Origin of the sequence: Streptomyces sp. NPDC060027 (assembly GCF_042737005.1) — a bacterium.
Lineage (GTDB): Bacteria > Actinomycetota > Actinomycetes > Streptomycetales > Streptomycetaceae > Streptomyces.
The window spans coordinates 1-15,081 of sequence record NZ_JBHWVI010000215.1 but is presented as its reverse complement, the minus strand read 5'-3'; the positions used below and the strand labels follow the sequence as shown (position 1 = coordinate 15,081).

Sequence of the window (15,081 nt, the reverse complement as noted above, 5' to 3'; positions counted from 1 at the left end):
GCTCCGATGCGCGGCCTCACGGGCCGCGAAGCCCTGTCACTCCTCGACGGTCAGGCCTTTCCGGAGTCGCACGAGGGTGCGCGACAGCAGCCGGGAGACATGCATCTGGGAGATGCCGAGTTCGTCGCCGATCTCGGACTGGGTCATGTTCGCCACGAACCGCAGCGAGAGGATCTGCCGGTCGCGCTGCGGGAGTTCCGCGATCAGCGGCTTGAGGGACTCCACGAACTCGATGCCCTCGAGTCCGTTGTCCTCGTAGCCGATGCGGTCCGCGAGCGCGCCCTCGGAGTCGTCCTCCTCGGGCTGGGCGTCCAGCGAACTGGCCGTGTAGGCGTTCGACGCGGCCATGCCCTCGACGACCTCGTCGTTGCTGATGCCGAGGCGTTCCGCCAGCTCACCCACGGTGGGGGCGCGGTCCAGTTTCTGGGCGAGTTCGTCGCCGGCCTTGGCCAGGTCGAGCCGGAGCTCCTGAAGCCTGCGGGGTACCCGCACCGACCAGGAGGTGTCGCGGAAGAAGCGCTTGATCTCGCCGATGATCGTCGGCATCGCGAAGCTGGGGAACTCGACGCCGCGGCTCAGCTCGAACCGGTCGATCGCCTTGATCAGGCCGATCGTGCCGACCTGGATGATGTCCTCCATCGGCTCGCTGCGGGAGCGGAAGCGGGAGGCGGCGAACTTCACCAGCGCGAGGTTGAGTTCGACGAGTGTGTTGCGGACGTAGGCGTAGTCGTGCGTGCCCTCTTCGAGGGACTCGAGCCGCGCGAAGAGCGTCTTCGACAGGGCGCGTGCGTCCACCGGCCCCACCTTGTCGTACGGGGGGATCTCCGGCAGTCCGGCGAGTCCGTCGACTTCGTCGGTTCCGGCGTCGTCGACGTGCTCCGGGCGTTCCGGAGAAGGTGTCGACGTCGCCGTCTGGGTCTGCGATGCGTCGAGCCGGGGTGACATGGTGTCCTCCATCGTTCTCGGCATATGGCCGCCGATGCCGATACGTGCACTGCGGTGTGCGGCGCCTCCAAAGCCGGCCGTGTCGGATAGGTGTCTCTCCTAGCCCTACCCGCTTTCGTGAACTCGCCGCAAGTGCCTTCTGTGGTGAAATGTCCACTTCGGGGGGGTTGTTCGGGTGTCGGGTGACGTAGGGAAGGCGTAGTGTTCGAGTGCGTACATCGGTAGTAGCGACGCTCGGGAGAGAGACGGCATGGACCGCGGGACGGTCGGCAGCGCACAGTCTGGCCGGCTTCTTGTCGAGGTGCGGGAAGAGGGCACAAGTGCCGTCGTGACCCCCGCGGGTGAGCTCGATCACCACACGGCCGATTTGTTGCGTGAGCCACTCGAAGGGTGCCTCGAAAAGGGGTACGCACGGCTCGTCGTCGACTGTTCGCGCCTGGAGTTCTGTGACTCCACCGGACTCAATGTGCTGCTCGGTGCCCGGCTGAAGGCCGAGGCCGTGGGCGGCGGGGTCCATCTGGCCGCGATGCAGCCCGTGGTGGCCAGGGTCTTCGAGATCACCGGGGCGGAGGCCGTCTTCACTGTCCACGACACGCTCGAGGCGGCTCTGGCCGACTGATCCGGCGGGCCTTTGATCATGACGCCGTTATGTCCCAGTTGCCCCTGCGTGATCGACGCGTTACTCGCGTCACAGGTTCCGTGCCGAAAAAGTGGGTGTTCGGACGGTTCCGTCGGGCAGGAGACATCCTGGACGGGTCGGCGGCGCACGTGTCGGCAGCCGGCACGGCGCAAGTCGTTGATCCACAAGCGGCGAAAGCCGTTGATCCATCCGTACTGAGTACTGCGTACTGAGTCTTGAATCGTGAACCGGTGAATCGGTGAGGTGAAGCGCTGATGAGCACCACCCGGCCCTGCTCGCCGGGCGACCGCGGCCCGGAGTCGGGCGACGGCGGCGCTTCCGGGGTGTCCGCGGCAGGCGCGACACCCGTGGACGGCGGGGCGTCCGGCGACGCCGCCTCCCCGGACGGCGCGTCCCTCGCCCCCACCGGCCGCCAGGCCCGGAGACTGAGCTTCGAGGGCGAGAGCGGCGTCGTGCCGCTCGCCCGCGACTTCGCCCGCCAGGCGCTGTACGCGTGGGGCTGGCTGCCCGCCGCGAGCGCCGACCGGCGGGCGGCCGCCGAGGACGTCCTGCTGGTCGTCTCCGAGCTGGTCACCAACGCCTGTCTGCATGCCGAGGGCCCGGACGAACTCCGGATCTCCTGCGACAACAAGGTGCTGCGCATCGAGGTCTCCGACCGGGGCGCGGGCCAGCCCGCCCCGCGGACCCCGCACCGCGCCGGGCGCCCCGGCGGCCACGGCATGTTCATCGTGCAGCGGCTCTGTCTGGACTGGGGGGTCGTGCGGACCCCCGGTGTCGCGGGCAAGACCGTGTGGGCGGAGCTCGGGGCACCCGCCTAGGGGTGCCGTTCGGATCACCCTGGACCCTGGGTGGTCCGGACGACGGTGCCCGCTCTCCCTTCCCGCCGTCTTCGCCGTCCCCGGCCGCCCTGCCGAAGCGCCCCGTCGGGGGCCCGCCTTCGGTTACCCGCGGTTCGAACCCTTCTTCGTACGTCACCCGGTGCGCGCCGGATCCCCACGGATCCGGCGCGCACTTTGTCTTCCCTCCACAAGTCCCCGGGCGTACCTTGACGGCCGATCTGATGTTCCGTCAGGAAATCGCCAAGGATGCCGTCAGGAATGAGGGGCAGGCCCGTGTCGTACCGGACGTACCAGAAACGAACCGCCGCGCTCGCGTTCGCCGCGGCCCTGGCCGGCTCGGCGGTGCTGATGGCCGCCCCCATGGCCCAGGCCGACGTGGTGGACGTCAACTACCAGTGCAAGACGCCGATCGGAGACAAGAGCGCCGTCTCGCCCATCGACATCAAGGGCGTCAAGAGCGGCAGCGGCTACAAGCTCACGATGTCCTGGCAGAAGGGTGTCTCCTCCAGCCCGGTCGAGCTCGGCAAGGGCGCGATGACGCCGAGCGCCGTCATCAAGGTGGGCGGCGCGGACAGCGGAACGGTGGCGGTCAGCGGACCGGCCAACGCGGCCGCGATCCCCGCCAACACCCCCATCAAGATCAATGACTTGAGCGGCACGTACACGCCGAAGAAGTCCGGCAAGGTCACGTTCACCGCGGGCGTCCTCACCATCAAGGCCCTCGGCACCACGACGACGTGCACGCCCTCCAACAGCCCCAAGCCCTCGCTGACCCTCGACGTCACGGCCGCCGGCGGTTCGGGCTCGTCGAGTTCGGGCTCGTCGAGTTCGGGTTCCGGCGGGACCCGGAGCGGCGCCGACTCCGGCGGTCAGCTTCCGCAGACCGGCCCCGAGGACTCCGCGATCGCCCTCGGCACCCTCGGCGGCACGGTCCTGCTCGCGGGCGCGGCGGGCGTGCTGTGGCTGACGCGCAGGCATCAGGCGGCCCGCCGCTGACCTTCCCGCACCACGACCTGGAGCCGCCGCATGCCGTACGCACTTCCCGCTGCCCGCGTGCTGGGCCTGACCCTGGTGCTGCTGAGCGCGGCAGCGACGGCCCTGGCCGCCGAGGGCTGGTCCGTCGTGCCGGCCGCGGGCGGGGCGGCCGACGGGCGGCCCTCCGTCTACGCGGAGGGCGCGCCCGGCACGGTCCTCCAGGACTCCGTGTCCGTTCTCAACCCGGGCACGCGTCCTCTCACCGTCCGGCTGCGCGGCGCCGACGCGGACAACACCGCGGACGGGGCCTTCACCGTCCGTGAACGGCCGACGGACACGGGCGCGTGGATCGCCTTCGCGGGACGCGCGGACGGCCGCCGGACCGCGGTGCGGGACCTGTCCGTACGGGTGCCGCCGCGCACCCGCGCCGACGTGCCGTTCACCGTCTCCGTTCCGGCCGGTGCGGCGCCCGGTGACCATCCCGGCGCGATCGTCGCGAGCGGCGGCGGCCGCACCGCGGCGGTCCGGGTCCACCTGCGGGTGGCGGGACCGGCGTTGTCGGCGCTGACCGTCGAGCACGTCAGGGTACGCGGAGGCCGGATCTCCTACGAACTGGTGAACCGCGGCACCACGGTCCTCGCTCCGCGGCTCGCCGTGCGCGCCGACGGTGTCTTCGGCACCCTGCTCGACCGCGCCCCGCGCACCCTGCCCGTCGAGCTCCTGCCGGGCCGCCGCGTCACGCTCCGCGAGCCGTGGACCGGCCCTCCGGCGCTCGACGCGGTCGACGTGCGGCTGACGGTCACCGCGGCGGGCGGCGTGCGCTCCACGGCGACCGCGTCGGTCCGGTTCGTGCCGTGGGGCGCGGTGGCCGGGGCCGGGGGCGCCCTGGCGGCGGTGGGTGCCTTGTTCGCCGTACGGCGTCGGAGGGGGACCGGGGCGTGCGGGCCAGGGCGTCGCGGGCGCCGGACGGGTGACGGCGGGACGAGCGAACAACCCCGCACGGAAGTCGAGTTGACGGGAGCGGTGTCGTGAGCGTCCTGGGCGGCAAGATGCGGATGGCGGTGCTGGGGGCGGTGCCGGCCCTCGTCCTTGTCCTGTTGGCGGGGACGGCCTCGGTGTCCCCGGCGTCCGCCGCCGCGCGACCGAGCGTGAAGCTGTCCAAGTCCGAGGCCGGGAGCGGTGGTTCGATCACCGTGACCGGCAGCGGCTGGCGGCCCGGGGCGCTGCTGATGATGCTGATCTGCGGGCAGTCCGTGCCCTCGCGCGGGGTGATCGGCGGCACCAACTCCTGCGCCAACGCCGACGGCCGGGCCGTCACCACCGACGCCAAGGGCGGCTTCAGCAGGAAGCTGCCGGTCGCCGAGCCGCCCAAGCCGTGCCCCTGCGTGGTGCATGTCGCCACCGTCACGGGCGAGAAGGCCGAGGCGGACGCCCTCTTCATGGTGGCCGGGCACTCGGTCGAGCCGCTGCCGAAGGAGGAGAGCGGCGGCCGGCTCTCGGTGCTGACCGACACCCGGCTCGACGGGTCGAGCGGTCTGCTGACCTGGTTCGGCTCACCTCCCGCGCGCACCCTCGTCTTCACCGTCGGCAACGTCGGCACCGCCCCCTTGAAGAACCCCGTCTTCCACGTCGGCACCGCCCACGGGGTGTTCGCCCCGCAGTGGGAGGAACAGGAGTGGCGCGGGTCCATCCCGCCCGGCCGCAAGGCGCGGATCGAGCTCCCGGTCGAGCTGGCGGCCGGGGCACACGGCGACTACACGGTCTCGCTGAAGTACGGCGGGAAGGTGCTCGCCGAGCAGCCGTGGGGCGTGGGGCGGCCCTGGGGCGTCACCCTCTTCTGGATCCTGCTCTGCGTGGTCGTCCCGGCCGCGGTGTTCCGGGTCGGCATGGCCGTGGTGGACCGGGTGCGCCCGCACAGGTCGACCGGGCGGGCCGGCCGGCACCGGGTTCTCCGGCTGGCCGAGCTCACCCTGCGCCCGCCCAAGGCGGGCTCCACCCCGCAGACACCGGCGAGCGCCTCGGCCTCCCCGGTCCCGGCCCTGCCGTGGTTCACCCCGGACAACGATCCGGGGACCGCGACGAACGGTCAGCTCTCCGCACCGCAAGAGAACGGTCCGACGACGCAGACGAGAAAGGGACACACGTGAGCACGCAACGGAGAGTGGTACCGGCCGGCGGACGCAGAGCCGGCGCGGCCGGGGTCGCGCTGATGCTCGGCGGTGCGGGCATCCTGCTGGGCGTGGCCGCCGCCCCGGCCCAGGCCGCCGAGGTGTCGTACAGCACGGAGTGCGTTCCGCCCCCGATCTCCGGGCTGCCCCCGGTGCAGGGCACCACGAAGGTGGAGATCACCGCGCCCGCCGAGGCGAAGGTGGGCGACGAGGTCACCATCACCTGGAAGTTCGCCCAGGCGGCCTCGAAGAACCCCGATGTCCTCGACCTCGACAAGGACACGGTCAAGCCCACCGGCACCCTCAAGGCGGGCGGCGCTCAGACGGCGGACATCGCGATGGAGGGACCGCGCCAGAACCCCGCGATCCCGAAGAACAGCGACATGAAGCTGTCGGACATGACGGGCAAGCTGAAGCTGACGGCGGCGGGTGAGGTCACGCTCACCCCGGACGCGTACGGCATCAATGTCAGCAAGCCGATCTCCACCGACACCAAGTGCGCGCCCAAGGAGACGGTGAAGTCCTCCGCGACCATCAAGGTGACGGGCGGCGGGGGCGGTTCGGGCGGTACGACGGGCGGCATCCCGACGCCGACGCCGACCCTGCCGACGGGCTCGGCCACCCCGTCGCCGAGCGGCAGCGGGACCGACGGCGGCGGTGACAGCGGCGGCTCCGACGGGGGTGGCGGCGGGCAGACCGACTTCACGGGCAAGGAGGTCTCCGTCCCCTACGCGTGCAAGACGCCCATCGGAGACAAGGATGCCACCTCTCCCGTGCAGATCAACGCCAAGAAGAACGGCGGGAGTTACGACCTCACCGTGCAGTTCAAGAAGTCCGTGATGGACAGCCCGGCCGACATCCCCGCCGACTCTGTCAAGCCGTCGATGGAGGTGGCCCTCGGGGGCGCCGACAAGGGCACCGTGCATGTCGAGGGCCCGACCAACTCCGCGGCGATCAAGTCCGGCGACCCGATCGAGGTCCCCGACCTGACGGGCACCTACAAGCCGGGCGCGACCGGTGAGTCGACCCTCTCCCCGGGCGTGCTGACGGTGAAGGCCCTGGGCACGACGACGACCTGCACCCCGGCCAAGTCCGAGGTGTCCCTGACCCTGGACACCTCGGAGCAGGCGAGCGGGGCGTCGGGCGGCGGGTCCACCTCGTCCGGCTCCGGCTCCGGTTCCGCCGGAACCTCGGGCGGCCTCGCGGAGACGGGATCCGACAGCCACAGCGCGCTCAAGGCGCTCGGGCTGGTGGCGGGAACGGTCATCCTGCTGGGCGGCGCGGTGTTCACCTTCATGCCGGGGCGGCGGACGCGCTGACGGGTGAGAGCCCCGCTCGGCGCGTCGTTCTCGGGCGGTTCCCGCGGCTCCTCCCCGACGGGCCGCCCGCCGAGACGGCGAAGGGCCGCCGCACCGCCCGGTGCGGCGGTCCTTCGCCGTGGGTACGGCCCGACGTCAGCGGACGTCGCCCATGAGCTGCTTGACCTTCTTGCGGTACATCCACACCGCGACACCGGCGATCACGGCGAGCGTGGCCTCCAGGGCGACGATGCCCGTCTTGTTGAGGTCGACCTCGGCGATGGAGAGCAGACCGGTCGTGGCGTCACCGGCGGTGACGGCCAGGAACCAGACACCCATCATCTGGGAGGCGTACTTCGCCGGAGCCATCTTCGTGGTGACGGAGAGGCCGACCGGGGAGAGCGTGAGCTCACCGACGGTCTGCACGAAGTAGATCGCCACCAGCCACATCGCGGCCGCCTTGTGACCGCCCTCGGCGATCGTCAGCGGGGCCAGGAAGAGGAAGAACGACGCACCGACCAGGATCAGACCCGAGGCGAACTTCGTGGCCGTGCTCGGCTCCTTGCCCCGCTTGTTCAGCCACAGCCACGCCCAGGCGAAGACCGGGGCGAGCGCCATGATCATGACCGGGTTGACGGACTGGTACCAGGAGACCGGGAACTCCCAGCCGAAGATGGTGTTCTCGGCGGACGAGTCGGCGAAGATCGACATCGTCGAGCCGCCCTGGTCGTAGATCATCCAGAAGACGGCCGCGGCCACGAAGAACCAGATGTACGCGGACATCTTCGACTGGTCGGCACGGTCCAGGGACTTGTCCCGCTTGATGCGCCCGATGACCATGACCGGGATGACCAGGCCGGCGATCGTGATCGGGACCAGCAGCCAGTTCAGCGTGTAGTGACCCGAGAAGCCGACGATCGCGTAGAAGACGACGGCGACGGCGGCCCACAGCGCGGACTTGCGCAGCGTCGTGGCCTTCTCCTCGGCCGACAGGGGCGTGGGGACCTCGTGCGAGCGGGCGCTGAGGTGACGGCCGCCGAGCAGGTACTGGGCGAGACCCAGCGCCATGCCGAGCGCGGCGAGGGCGAAGCCCAGGTGCCAGTTCACGTTCTCACCGACGGTGCCGATGATCAGCGGAGCGGCGAAGGCACCGAGGTTGATGCCGATGTAGAAGAGCGTGAAGCCACCGTCGCGGCGCGGGTCGTCCGGGCCGTCGTAGAGGTGGCCCACCATCGTGGAGATGTTGGCCTTCAGCAGACCGGAACCTATGGCGACGAGACCGAGGCCGCCGTAGAACGTGCCGGAGGAGGGCAGAGCCAGCGTGAGGTGGCCCAGCATGATGATCAGACCTGCGACGGCGACCGTCTTGCGGGGGCCGAGGACGCGGTCGGCGAACCAGCCGCCCGGCAGGGCGAGCAGGTACACCAGGGAGAGATACACCGAGTAGATCGCGGTCGCGCTGGCCGCGCTGAGGTGCAGACCGCCCGGTGCCACCAAGTACAGCGGGAGCAGTGCCTTCATGCCGTAGTAGGAGAAACGCTCCCACATCTCGGTCATGAAGAGAGTGGCCAGTCCGCGGGGGTGGCCGAAGAAGGTCTTCTCGGAACCGGGGGTACCCGGAGTCACCGAGTCCTTCGTCAGGCTGGACGCCATGGTCGTTCCTTGCTGGTCGGGACGCGCTGTGGGGGTCCTCCCGCTCGACCGGAGTCGAGAACTGGAGGAGTCGCGCGCCCATGGGGGGCGGCCGGCACCGGCGGGGTTCGGCGTCCGTCCCCACGCCCACGGGGAGTCCGCTCCGGATTGCGAAGCGGTGGACGGCGACCACCGGGATCCACGCCCGTCACGCGTCAGTGCGTTCGGGCCCGGCCACAGGTCATTCCTTTCAAGGCTGGCGAATACCAGCCCGCACACAAAAGAGACCTTCAGCATCAAGCCGGCGCCAAAGGTCCTCATGTGGTGCTACAGGCGTCTGGTCACCATACGACATCGCAATGCGGCATATGGAAGGACTTGAGAGATGGATCACAGGCGATCATGGAACCGCAGGCGATCATTCGAAGGCCCTCGATACGATTGCATCCCACACCCACAGGTAAGAAACACTCGGATGGTGGGTGTGAATCACGGAGGCCGATCACTGCCCGGGCGCCGCGCGCGGCGGACTACCATCACCCCATGACCCGTGTACTGCTCGCCGAGGACGACGCGTCCATCTCGGAGCCGCTGGCCCGTGCCCTGCGCCGGGAGGGTTACGAGGTCGAAGTGCGCGAGGACGGACCCACCGCGCTCGACGCCGGAATGCAGGGCGGTGTCGACCTGGTCGTCCTGGACCTCGGGCTGCCCGGCATGGACGGCCTGGAGGTCGCCCGCCGACTCCGCGCCGAGGGGCACACCGTGCCCATCCTCATCCTGACCGCGCGCGCCGACGAGGTGGACACCGTCGTCGGTCTCGACGCGGGCGCCGACGACTACGTGACCAAGCCGTTCCGGCTCGCCGAACTCCTCGCCCGGGTACGGGCCCTGCTCCGGCGCGGCTCGGCCGAGCCCCAGCAGCCGCCCGCCACCCACGGCGTGCGCATCGACGTCGAGTCGCACCGCGCCTGGATGGGCGACGAGGAACTCCAGCTCACGGCCAAGGAGTTCGACCTCCTGCGGGTGCTGGTCCGTGACGCCGGCCGCGTGGTCACCCGCGACCAGCTCATGCGCGAGGTCTGGGACACCACCTGGTGGTCGTCCACCAAGACCCTGGACATGCACATCTCCTGGCTGCGCAAGAAGCTCGGCGACGACGCGGCGAACCCCCGCTACATCGCGACGGTACGAGGCGTCGGCTTCCGCTTCGAGAAGAGCTGAGGCCCCACCGGACCGGGCACCGGCCGGAAGCGCCGGCTTCCGGCGTTCGAGGCGGCCCGGAACTCCGGCCCCCCCGCACCCCCGGCGAGGACGCGGCCCCGCTGCGTCGGCCGGGCCGGGTCCGGAACCCCGCGCGGGGGACCTGGCCGGGCGGTGACCGTCCTCCCGACCCGGACACCGTGTCGCGCGTACGGGGGCACGCCGCCGGAGCCCGGCACCTCCCCGGCACCCGAGCACAGGACGGGGCGGGCGGCGGCGGAGAACCGGGCCCCGGCCAGGCGCCCCGCCGGGACGACCCGGCGAACGTGCACACTGGTCCCCGTACAGCCACCTGCCCGGAGGGCCCCGTGCGTCGCCGTCTGATCCAGTCCACCCTCGCCGTCGTGCTCGTCGTGATCGCCGTCTTCGGCGTCTCCCTCGTCATCGTCGAGACCCGCACGATCAGCAACAGCGCCCAGGAGCGCGTGGACTCCGAGGCGCTGCGCCTGGCCAGCATCGTGGACAGCCGCATCCTGGGCGACGAGAACATCTCCAGCGCCACGTTCAAGAACCAGGTCACCGACCAGCGCTACGCCGTCATCAGGATTCCGGGCCGCGATCCCATCGAGATCGGCAAGGAGCCCACCGGCGACGTCATCCACTACACCGCCAAGGGCGAGGAGGGCGAGACGGTCACCGTCCAGGAGCCCCGCTCCTCGGTGACCAAGGAGGTCGGCCGCACGCTCCTGATCATCGGCGCGGTCGCCCTGCTCGCGATCATCGCCGCCGTCCTCCTGGCCGTACGCCAGGCCAACCGACTCGCCTCCCCGCTCACCGACCTCGCCGAGACGGCCGAACGGCTGGGCTCGGGCGACCCCCGCCCGCGCCACAAGCGGTACGGCGTCCCCGAGCTGGACCGGGTCGCCGACGTCCTGGACGGCAGCGCGGAACGCATCGCGCGGATGCTCACCGCCGAGCGCCGGCTCGCCGCCGACGCCTCCCACCAGCTGCGGACGCCCCTCACGGCGCTCTCCATGCGCCTGGAGGAGATCACCCTCACCGACGACCCCGACACGGTGAAGGAGGAGGCGACGATCGCGCTGACGCAGGTGGAGCGCCTCACCGACGTGGTCGAGCGCCTGCTCACCAACGCCCGCGATCCGCGCACCGGCTCCGCCGTCTCCTTCGACCTCGACGAGGTCATCAAGCAGCAGCTGGAGGAATGGCGCCCGGCCTACCGCAGCGTGGGCCGCGCGATCGTCAGCTCCGGCAAGCGCCATCTGCAGGCGGTGGGCACCCCGGGCGCGGTCGCCCAGGTCCTCGCGGCACTGATCGAGAACTCCCTCATGCACGGCGGCGGCACGGTCGCCCTGCGTACCCGCGTCACCGGCAACCAGGCCGTCGTCGAGGTCACCGACGAGGGCCCCGGCGTCCCCACCGACCTGGGCGCCCGCATCTTCGAGCGCACCATCAGCGGCCGCAACTCCACCGGCATCGGTCTCGCCGTCGCCCGCGACCTCGCGGAGGCCGACGGCGGTCGCCTGGAGATGCTCCAGGCCCAGCCCCCGGTCTTCGGCCTGTTCCTGTCCCGCACCCCGCTGAAGCGGCCGGCGCGGACCCCGGAGGACGGCGAGGAACGGACGGTCAGGTAGCAGCGGGCGGAGAACCGCCCCTCACCGGGCCGGTCCACCTGTCCCCGCGTCCGCCGGGGTCAGTTCACCCGTGCCCCGGCCCGCCGCGGCTCGGGCTCCTCGTCCAGGAACGATTCCGCACTGGCCACCGCTTCCCGGGCCGGAAGCGTCCGGAACACCCAGGTGCGGTAGGACCAGAAGCGGAAGAGGGTCGCGACGCCGATGCCGAGGAACTTGAAGACGTTGCTCTGCAGCGGGCTGTCCCAGCCGAAGCCGTACGTCGCCGCGTAGAGCACGCCGTTCTCGATGACCAGTCCCACCGCGCTGAACAGCAGGAAGAGCGTCAGCTCCTTGGTGCGGCCACCCTTGTCGCGGTCCCGGTAGGTGAAGTAGCGGAACCCGATGTAGTTGAAGACGATGGCGACGACGGTGGCGATGACACTGGCCCGCACGACCTGCAGGCCCGTGACATGGCGTACGAGGTTGAACACGAGCAGGTTGACCAGCAGGCCCGCGCCACCCACCGCACCGAACTTGGCGAGCTCACGAAAGAGCAGGTCGAAGCGGCGGCGAAACGCGCTGCGAGGCCCCGCTTGAGGCCCCGAGGTAGCACTGCCCATGGTGTCGCCAGCCCCCGTCGGTGGGTCATGTCGTCAACTGTGTGGATGGATACGTCAACCACCCAATGCTAACCAGCGCCCCTGCGCGGCGCCCGTGCATGGGCTCACAGGTAAGAAAAGACGAGGTCACCGGCACGGAAAGTCGGGGGTACCGGTGCGGAAACCAGCCACCGCGGCGTGGCCGATACTCTTGGAGCGTGACGTTCCCGGTAGTCGGCATGGTCGGCGGGGGTCAGCTCGCTCGTATGACACACGAGGCGGGCATCCCGCTCGGCATCAAGTTCAAGCTCCTCAGTGACACTCCCCAGGATTCCGCGGCGCAGGTCGTCGGTGATGTCGTCGTCGGCGACTATCGCGACCTCGACACGCTGCGTGACTTCGCGCGGGGCTGTGACGTGATCACCTTCGATCACGAGCACGTCCCGACCGAGCACCTGCGGGCCCTGGAGGCGGACGGCATCCCCGTCCGCCCCGGCCCGGACGCGCTCGTGCACGCCCAGGACAAGGGCGTCATGCGCGCGAAGCTCGACGCGATCGGCGTGCCCTGCCCGCGGCACCGCATCGTGACCGACGTCGAGGACGTCGCCGCGTTCGCGGCGGAGGGCCTCGCCGAAGGGGCCGAGGGCGACGGTTTCCCGGTCATTCTGAAGACCGTCCGCGGCGGCTACGACGGCAAGGGCGTGTGGTTCGTCCGCTCCCTGGAGGAGGCCGCCGACCCGTTCCGGGCGGGCGTCCCCGTCCTCGCGGAGGAGAAGGTCGACTTCGTACGGGAGCTCGCGGCGAACGTCGTCCGCTCCCCGCACGGCCAGGCGGTCGCGTACCCCGTCGTCGAGTCCCAGCAGGTCGACGGCGTCTGCGACACGGTGATCGCCCCGGCGCCCGGCATCGACGAGGAGCTGGCCCTCAAGGCGGAGGAGCTGGCCCTGCGCATCGCCAAGGAACTCGGCGTCGTCGGGCACCTGGCCGTCGAGCTCTTCGAGACCCACGACGGACGCATCCTCGTCAACGAACTGGCCATGCGCCCGCACAACTCGGGCCACTGGACCCAGGACGGCGCGATCACCTCGCAGTTCGCCAACCACGTCCGCGCGGTCCTCGACCTCCCGCTCGGCGACCCGCGCCCGCGGGCCAGGTGGACGGTCATGGCGAACGTCCTCGGCGGCGACTACCCCGACATGTACTCCGCGTACCTGCACTGCATGGCCCGCGACCCGCAGCTCAAGATCCACATGTACGGCAAGGACGTGAAGCCCGGCCGTAAGGTCGGCCACGTCAACACCTACGGCGACGACCTGGACGACGTGCTGGAGCGCGCCCGTCACGCTGCCGGCTACCTGAGAGGGACCATCACCGAATGAGCCCGGTTGTAGGCATCGTCATGGGTTCGGACTCCGACTGGCCGGTCATGGAGGCCGCCGCGCAGGCGCTCGACGAATTCGAGATCCCCTACGAGGTGGATGTCGTCTCCGCGCACCGCATGCCGCACGAGATGATCGCGTACGGCGAGCAGGCCGCGGAGCGCGGGCTCAAGGCGATCATCGCGGGCGCCGGCGGCGCGGCCCATCTGCCGGGGATGCTGGCGTCCGTCACCCCGCTGCCCGTCATCGGTGTGCCCGTCCCGCTCAAGTACCTCGACGGCATGGACTCGCTGCTGTCCATCGTGCAGATGCCGGCCGGTGTGCCTGTCGCGACCGTCTCCGTGGGCGGCGCCCGCAACGCCGGTCTGCTGGCCGCCCGGATGCTCGCCGCCCACGACGAGGAACTCCTCAACCGGATGCGGGAGTTCCAGCAGGAGCTGAACGACCAGGCCACCGAGAAGGGCAAGCGGCTGCGCGCCAAGGTCGAGGGCGCCGGCGGCGGTTTCGGCTTCGGGAAGTGACGCGGATGTCCTCGTCCTCCCTGTCCTCGCTCGACATGGCCCGTGCCCTGCTCGACGAGTTCCCTGTCGTCGACGGACACAACGACCTCCCCTGGGCGCTGCGCGAGCAGGTCCGCTACGACCTCGACGCCCGGGACATCTCCGCCGACCAGAGCGCCCACCTGCACACGGACCTGGCCCGGCTGCGCTCCGGCGGCGTCGGTGCCCAGTACTGGTCGGTGTACGTCCGCTCGGACCTGCCCGGCGCGGTCACCGCGACGCTCGAACAGATCGACTGCGTACGGCAGCTGATCGACCGTCACCCGGCGGACCTGCGTGCCGCGTTGACCGCCGCCGACATGGAGGCGGCGCGCGGCGAGGGCCGTATCGCCTCCCTCATGGGCGCGGAGGGCGGTCACTCGATCGACAACTCCCTCGCCGTCCTGCGCGGGCTGTACGCGCTCGGTGTCCGCTACATGACCCTCACCCACAACGACAACATCGCCTGGGCGGACTCGGCGACCGACGTTCCCGTGGTGGGCGGCCTGTCGGCCTTCGGCCGTGAGGTCGTACGGGAGATGAACCGCGAGGGCATGCTCGTGGACCTCTCGCACGTGGCCGCGACGACCATGCGCGACGCGCTCGACACCTCCGTCGCGCCGGTGATCTTCTCCCACTCCTCGGCGCGCGCGGTGTGCGACCACCCGCGCAACATCCCGGACGACGTACTGGAGCGGCTGCCCGCCAACGGGGGAGTGGCGATGGTGACGTTCGTGCCGAAGTTCGTCCTCCAGGCCGCGGTCGACTGGACGGCCGCGGCGGACGAGAACATGCGCGCGAACGGCTTCCACCACCTCGACACCACCGCCGAGGGCATGAAGGTCCACCGCGTCTTCGAGGAGGACAACCCGCGCCCCGTCGCCTCGGTGTCGACGGTCGCCGACCACCTCGACCACATGCGTGAGGTCGCGGGCATCGACCACCTCGGCATCGGCGGCGACTACGACGGCACGGCGTTCACCCCGGACGGCCTGGACGACGTCTCCGGCTACCCGAACCTGATCGCCGAGCTCCTCGACCGCGGCTGGTCGCGCACGGACGTGGCCAAGCTGACCTGGCAGAACGCCGTGCGCGTGCTGGGCGCGGCGGAGGACGTGGCCCGCGACCTGCAGTCCAGGCGGGGCCCGTCGAACGCGACGCTGGAACAGCTGGACGGCTGACGGCCGACCGCTGACGGGGCTCCAGGGCCCCAGGGCTTCCGAAGGCGCCCGGGCC

14 protein-coding genes are annotated in these 15,081 nt (G+C 70.9%); 11 read left to right on the top strand and 3 right to left on the bottom strand.

The features are described from left to right. Positions 1-36: 36 nt before the first annotated feature. Positions 37-945, bottom strand: a complete 909-nt coding sequence (locus tag ACFWBT_RS35015) for an RNA polymerase sigma factor SigF (protein WP_385706996.1) — start codon at positions 943-945, stop codon at positions 37-39. A gap of 250 nt (positions 946-1,195) precedes the next feature. Between ACFWBT_RS35015 and ACFWBT_RS35010 the strand changes: the two genes are divergently transcribed. The 6 genes from ACFWBT_RS35010 to ACFWBT_RS34985 all read left to right on the top strand — a co-directional run bounded on the left by ACFWBT_RS35010 (position 1,196) and on the right by ACFWBT_RS34985 (position 6,886). After that, positions 1,196-1,564 carry an STAS domain-containing protein gene (locus ACFWBT_RS35010; protein ID WP_385706993.1) on the top strand — a complete coding sequence of 123 codons (369 nt, stop codon included), beginning with the start codon at positions 1,196-1,198 and terminating at the stop codon, positions 1,562-1,564. A 275-nt stretch (positions 1,565-1,839) separates the two neighbouring features. Continuing rightward, the gene (locus ACFWBT_RS35005) at positions 1,840-2,403 is read left to right on the top strand and encodes an ATP-binding protein (RefSeq protein ID WP_385706992.1); all 564 of its coding nucleotides are present in this window, start codon (positions 1,840-1,842) and stop codon (positions 2,401-2,403) included. Positions 2,404-2,682: 279 nt separating this feature from the next. Further along, entirely contained in the window at positions 2,683-3,420 is a 738-nt protein-coding gene (locus tag ACFWBT_RS35000; RefSeq protein ID WP_385706991.1) for an LPXTG cell wall anchor domain-containing protein, read from the top strand. A 30-nt stretch (positions 3,421-3,450) separates the two neighbouring features. Further along, on the top strand, positions 3,451-4,431 hold the full coding sequence (locus ACFWBT_RS34995; RefSeq protein ID WP_385706990.1) for a hypothetical protein: 981 nt from the start codon (positions 3,451-3,453) through the stop codon (positions 4,429-4,431). A 23-nt stretch (positions 4,432-4,454) separates the two neighbouring features. After that, positions 4,455-5,546: a hypothetical protein gene (locus tag ACFWBT_RS34990; protein ID WP_385706995.1), complete on the top strand. Its 1,092-nt coding sequence runs from the start codon at positions 4,455-4,457 to the stop codon at positions 5,544-5,546. Between the two features lie 62 nt (positions 5,547-5,608). Continuing rightward, complete coding sequence (locus ACFWBT_RS34985; protein WP_385706994.1) at positions 5,609-6,886, top strand: hypothetical protein; 1,278 nt, start codon at positions 5,609-5,611, stop codon at positions 6,884-6,886. A 135-nt stretch (positions 6,887-7,021) separates the two neighbouring features. Here ACFWBT_RS34985 and ACFWBT_RS34980 read toward each other — a convergent pair whose 3' ends face one another. Then, complete coding sequence (locus tag ACFWBT_RS34980) at positions 7,022-8,518, bottom strand: oligopeptide:H+ symporter (RefSeq protein ID WP_266759508.1); 1,497 nt, start codon at positions 8,516-8,518, stop codon at positions 7,022-7,024. Positions 8,519-9,040: 522 nt separating this feature from the next. On the opposite strand from ACFWBT_RS34980, the gene ACFWBT_RS34975 reads away from it, so the two are divergent. Both ACFWBT_RS34975 and ACFWBT_RS34970 read left to right on the top strand, forming a co-directional pair. Then, on the top strand, positions 9,041-9,718 hold the full coding sequence (locus ACFWBT_RS34975; RefSeq protein ID WP_037628240.1) for a response regulator transcription factor: 678 nt from the start codon (positions 9,041-9,043) through the stop codon (positions 9,716-9,718). Positions 9,719-10,065: 347 nt separating this feature from the next. After that, positions 10,066-11,349, top strand: coding sequence for an ATP-binding protein (locus tag ACFWBT_RS34970; RefSeq protein ID WP_385706989.1), 1,284 nt, complete (start codon positions 10,066-10,068; stop codon positions 11,347-11,349). Between the two features lie 59 nt (positions 11,350-11,408). Here ACFWBT_RS34970 and ACFWBT_RS34965 read toward each other — a convergent pair whose 3' ends face one another. After that, positions 11,409-11,948, bottom strand: coding sequence for a GtrA family protein (locus ACFWBT_RS34965; protein WP_385706988.1), 540 nt, complete (start codon positions 11,946-11,948; stop codon positions 11,409-11,411). A gap of 197 nt (positions 11,949-12,145) precedes the next feature. Between ACFWBT_RS34965 and ACFWBT_RS34960 the strand changes: the two genes are divergently transcribed. The 3 genes from ACFWBT_RS34960 to ACFWBT_RS34950 are packed head-to-tail and all read left to right on the top strand — an operon-like array spanning position 12,146 to position 15,026. Next, a complete protein-coding gene (locus ACFWBT_RS34960) occupies positions 12,146-13,306 on the top strand; it encodes a 5-(carboxyamino)imidazole ribonucleotide synthase (protein ID WP_356461797.1) in 1,161 nt (386 codons plus the stop codon). Next, positions 13,303-13,827, top strand: coding sequence for a 5-(carboxyamino)imidazole ribonucleotide mutase (gene purE, locus ACFWBT_RS34955; protein ID WP_385706987.1), 525 nt, complete (start codon positions 13,303-13,305; stop codon positions 13,825-13,827). The genes ACFWBT_RS34960 and purE overlap by 4 nt, the downstream gene beginning before the upstream one ends. A 5-nt stretch (positions 13,828-13,832) precedes the next feature. Beyond that, positions 13,833-15,026 (top strand): dipeptidase, encoded by a 1,194-nt coding sequence (locus tag ACFWBT_RS34950; protein ID WP_385706986.1) that lies wholly within the window; start codon positions 13,833-13,835, stop codon positions 15,024-15,026. The last annotated feature ends 55 nt before the right edge of the window (positions 15,027-15,081 follow it).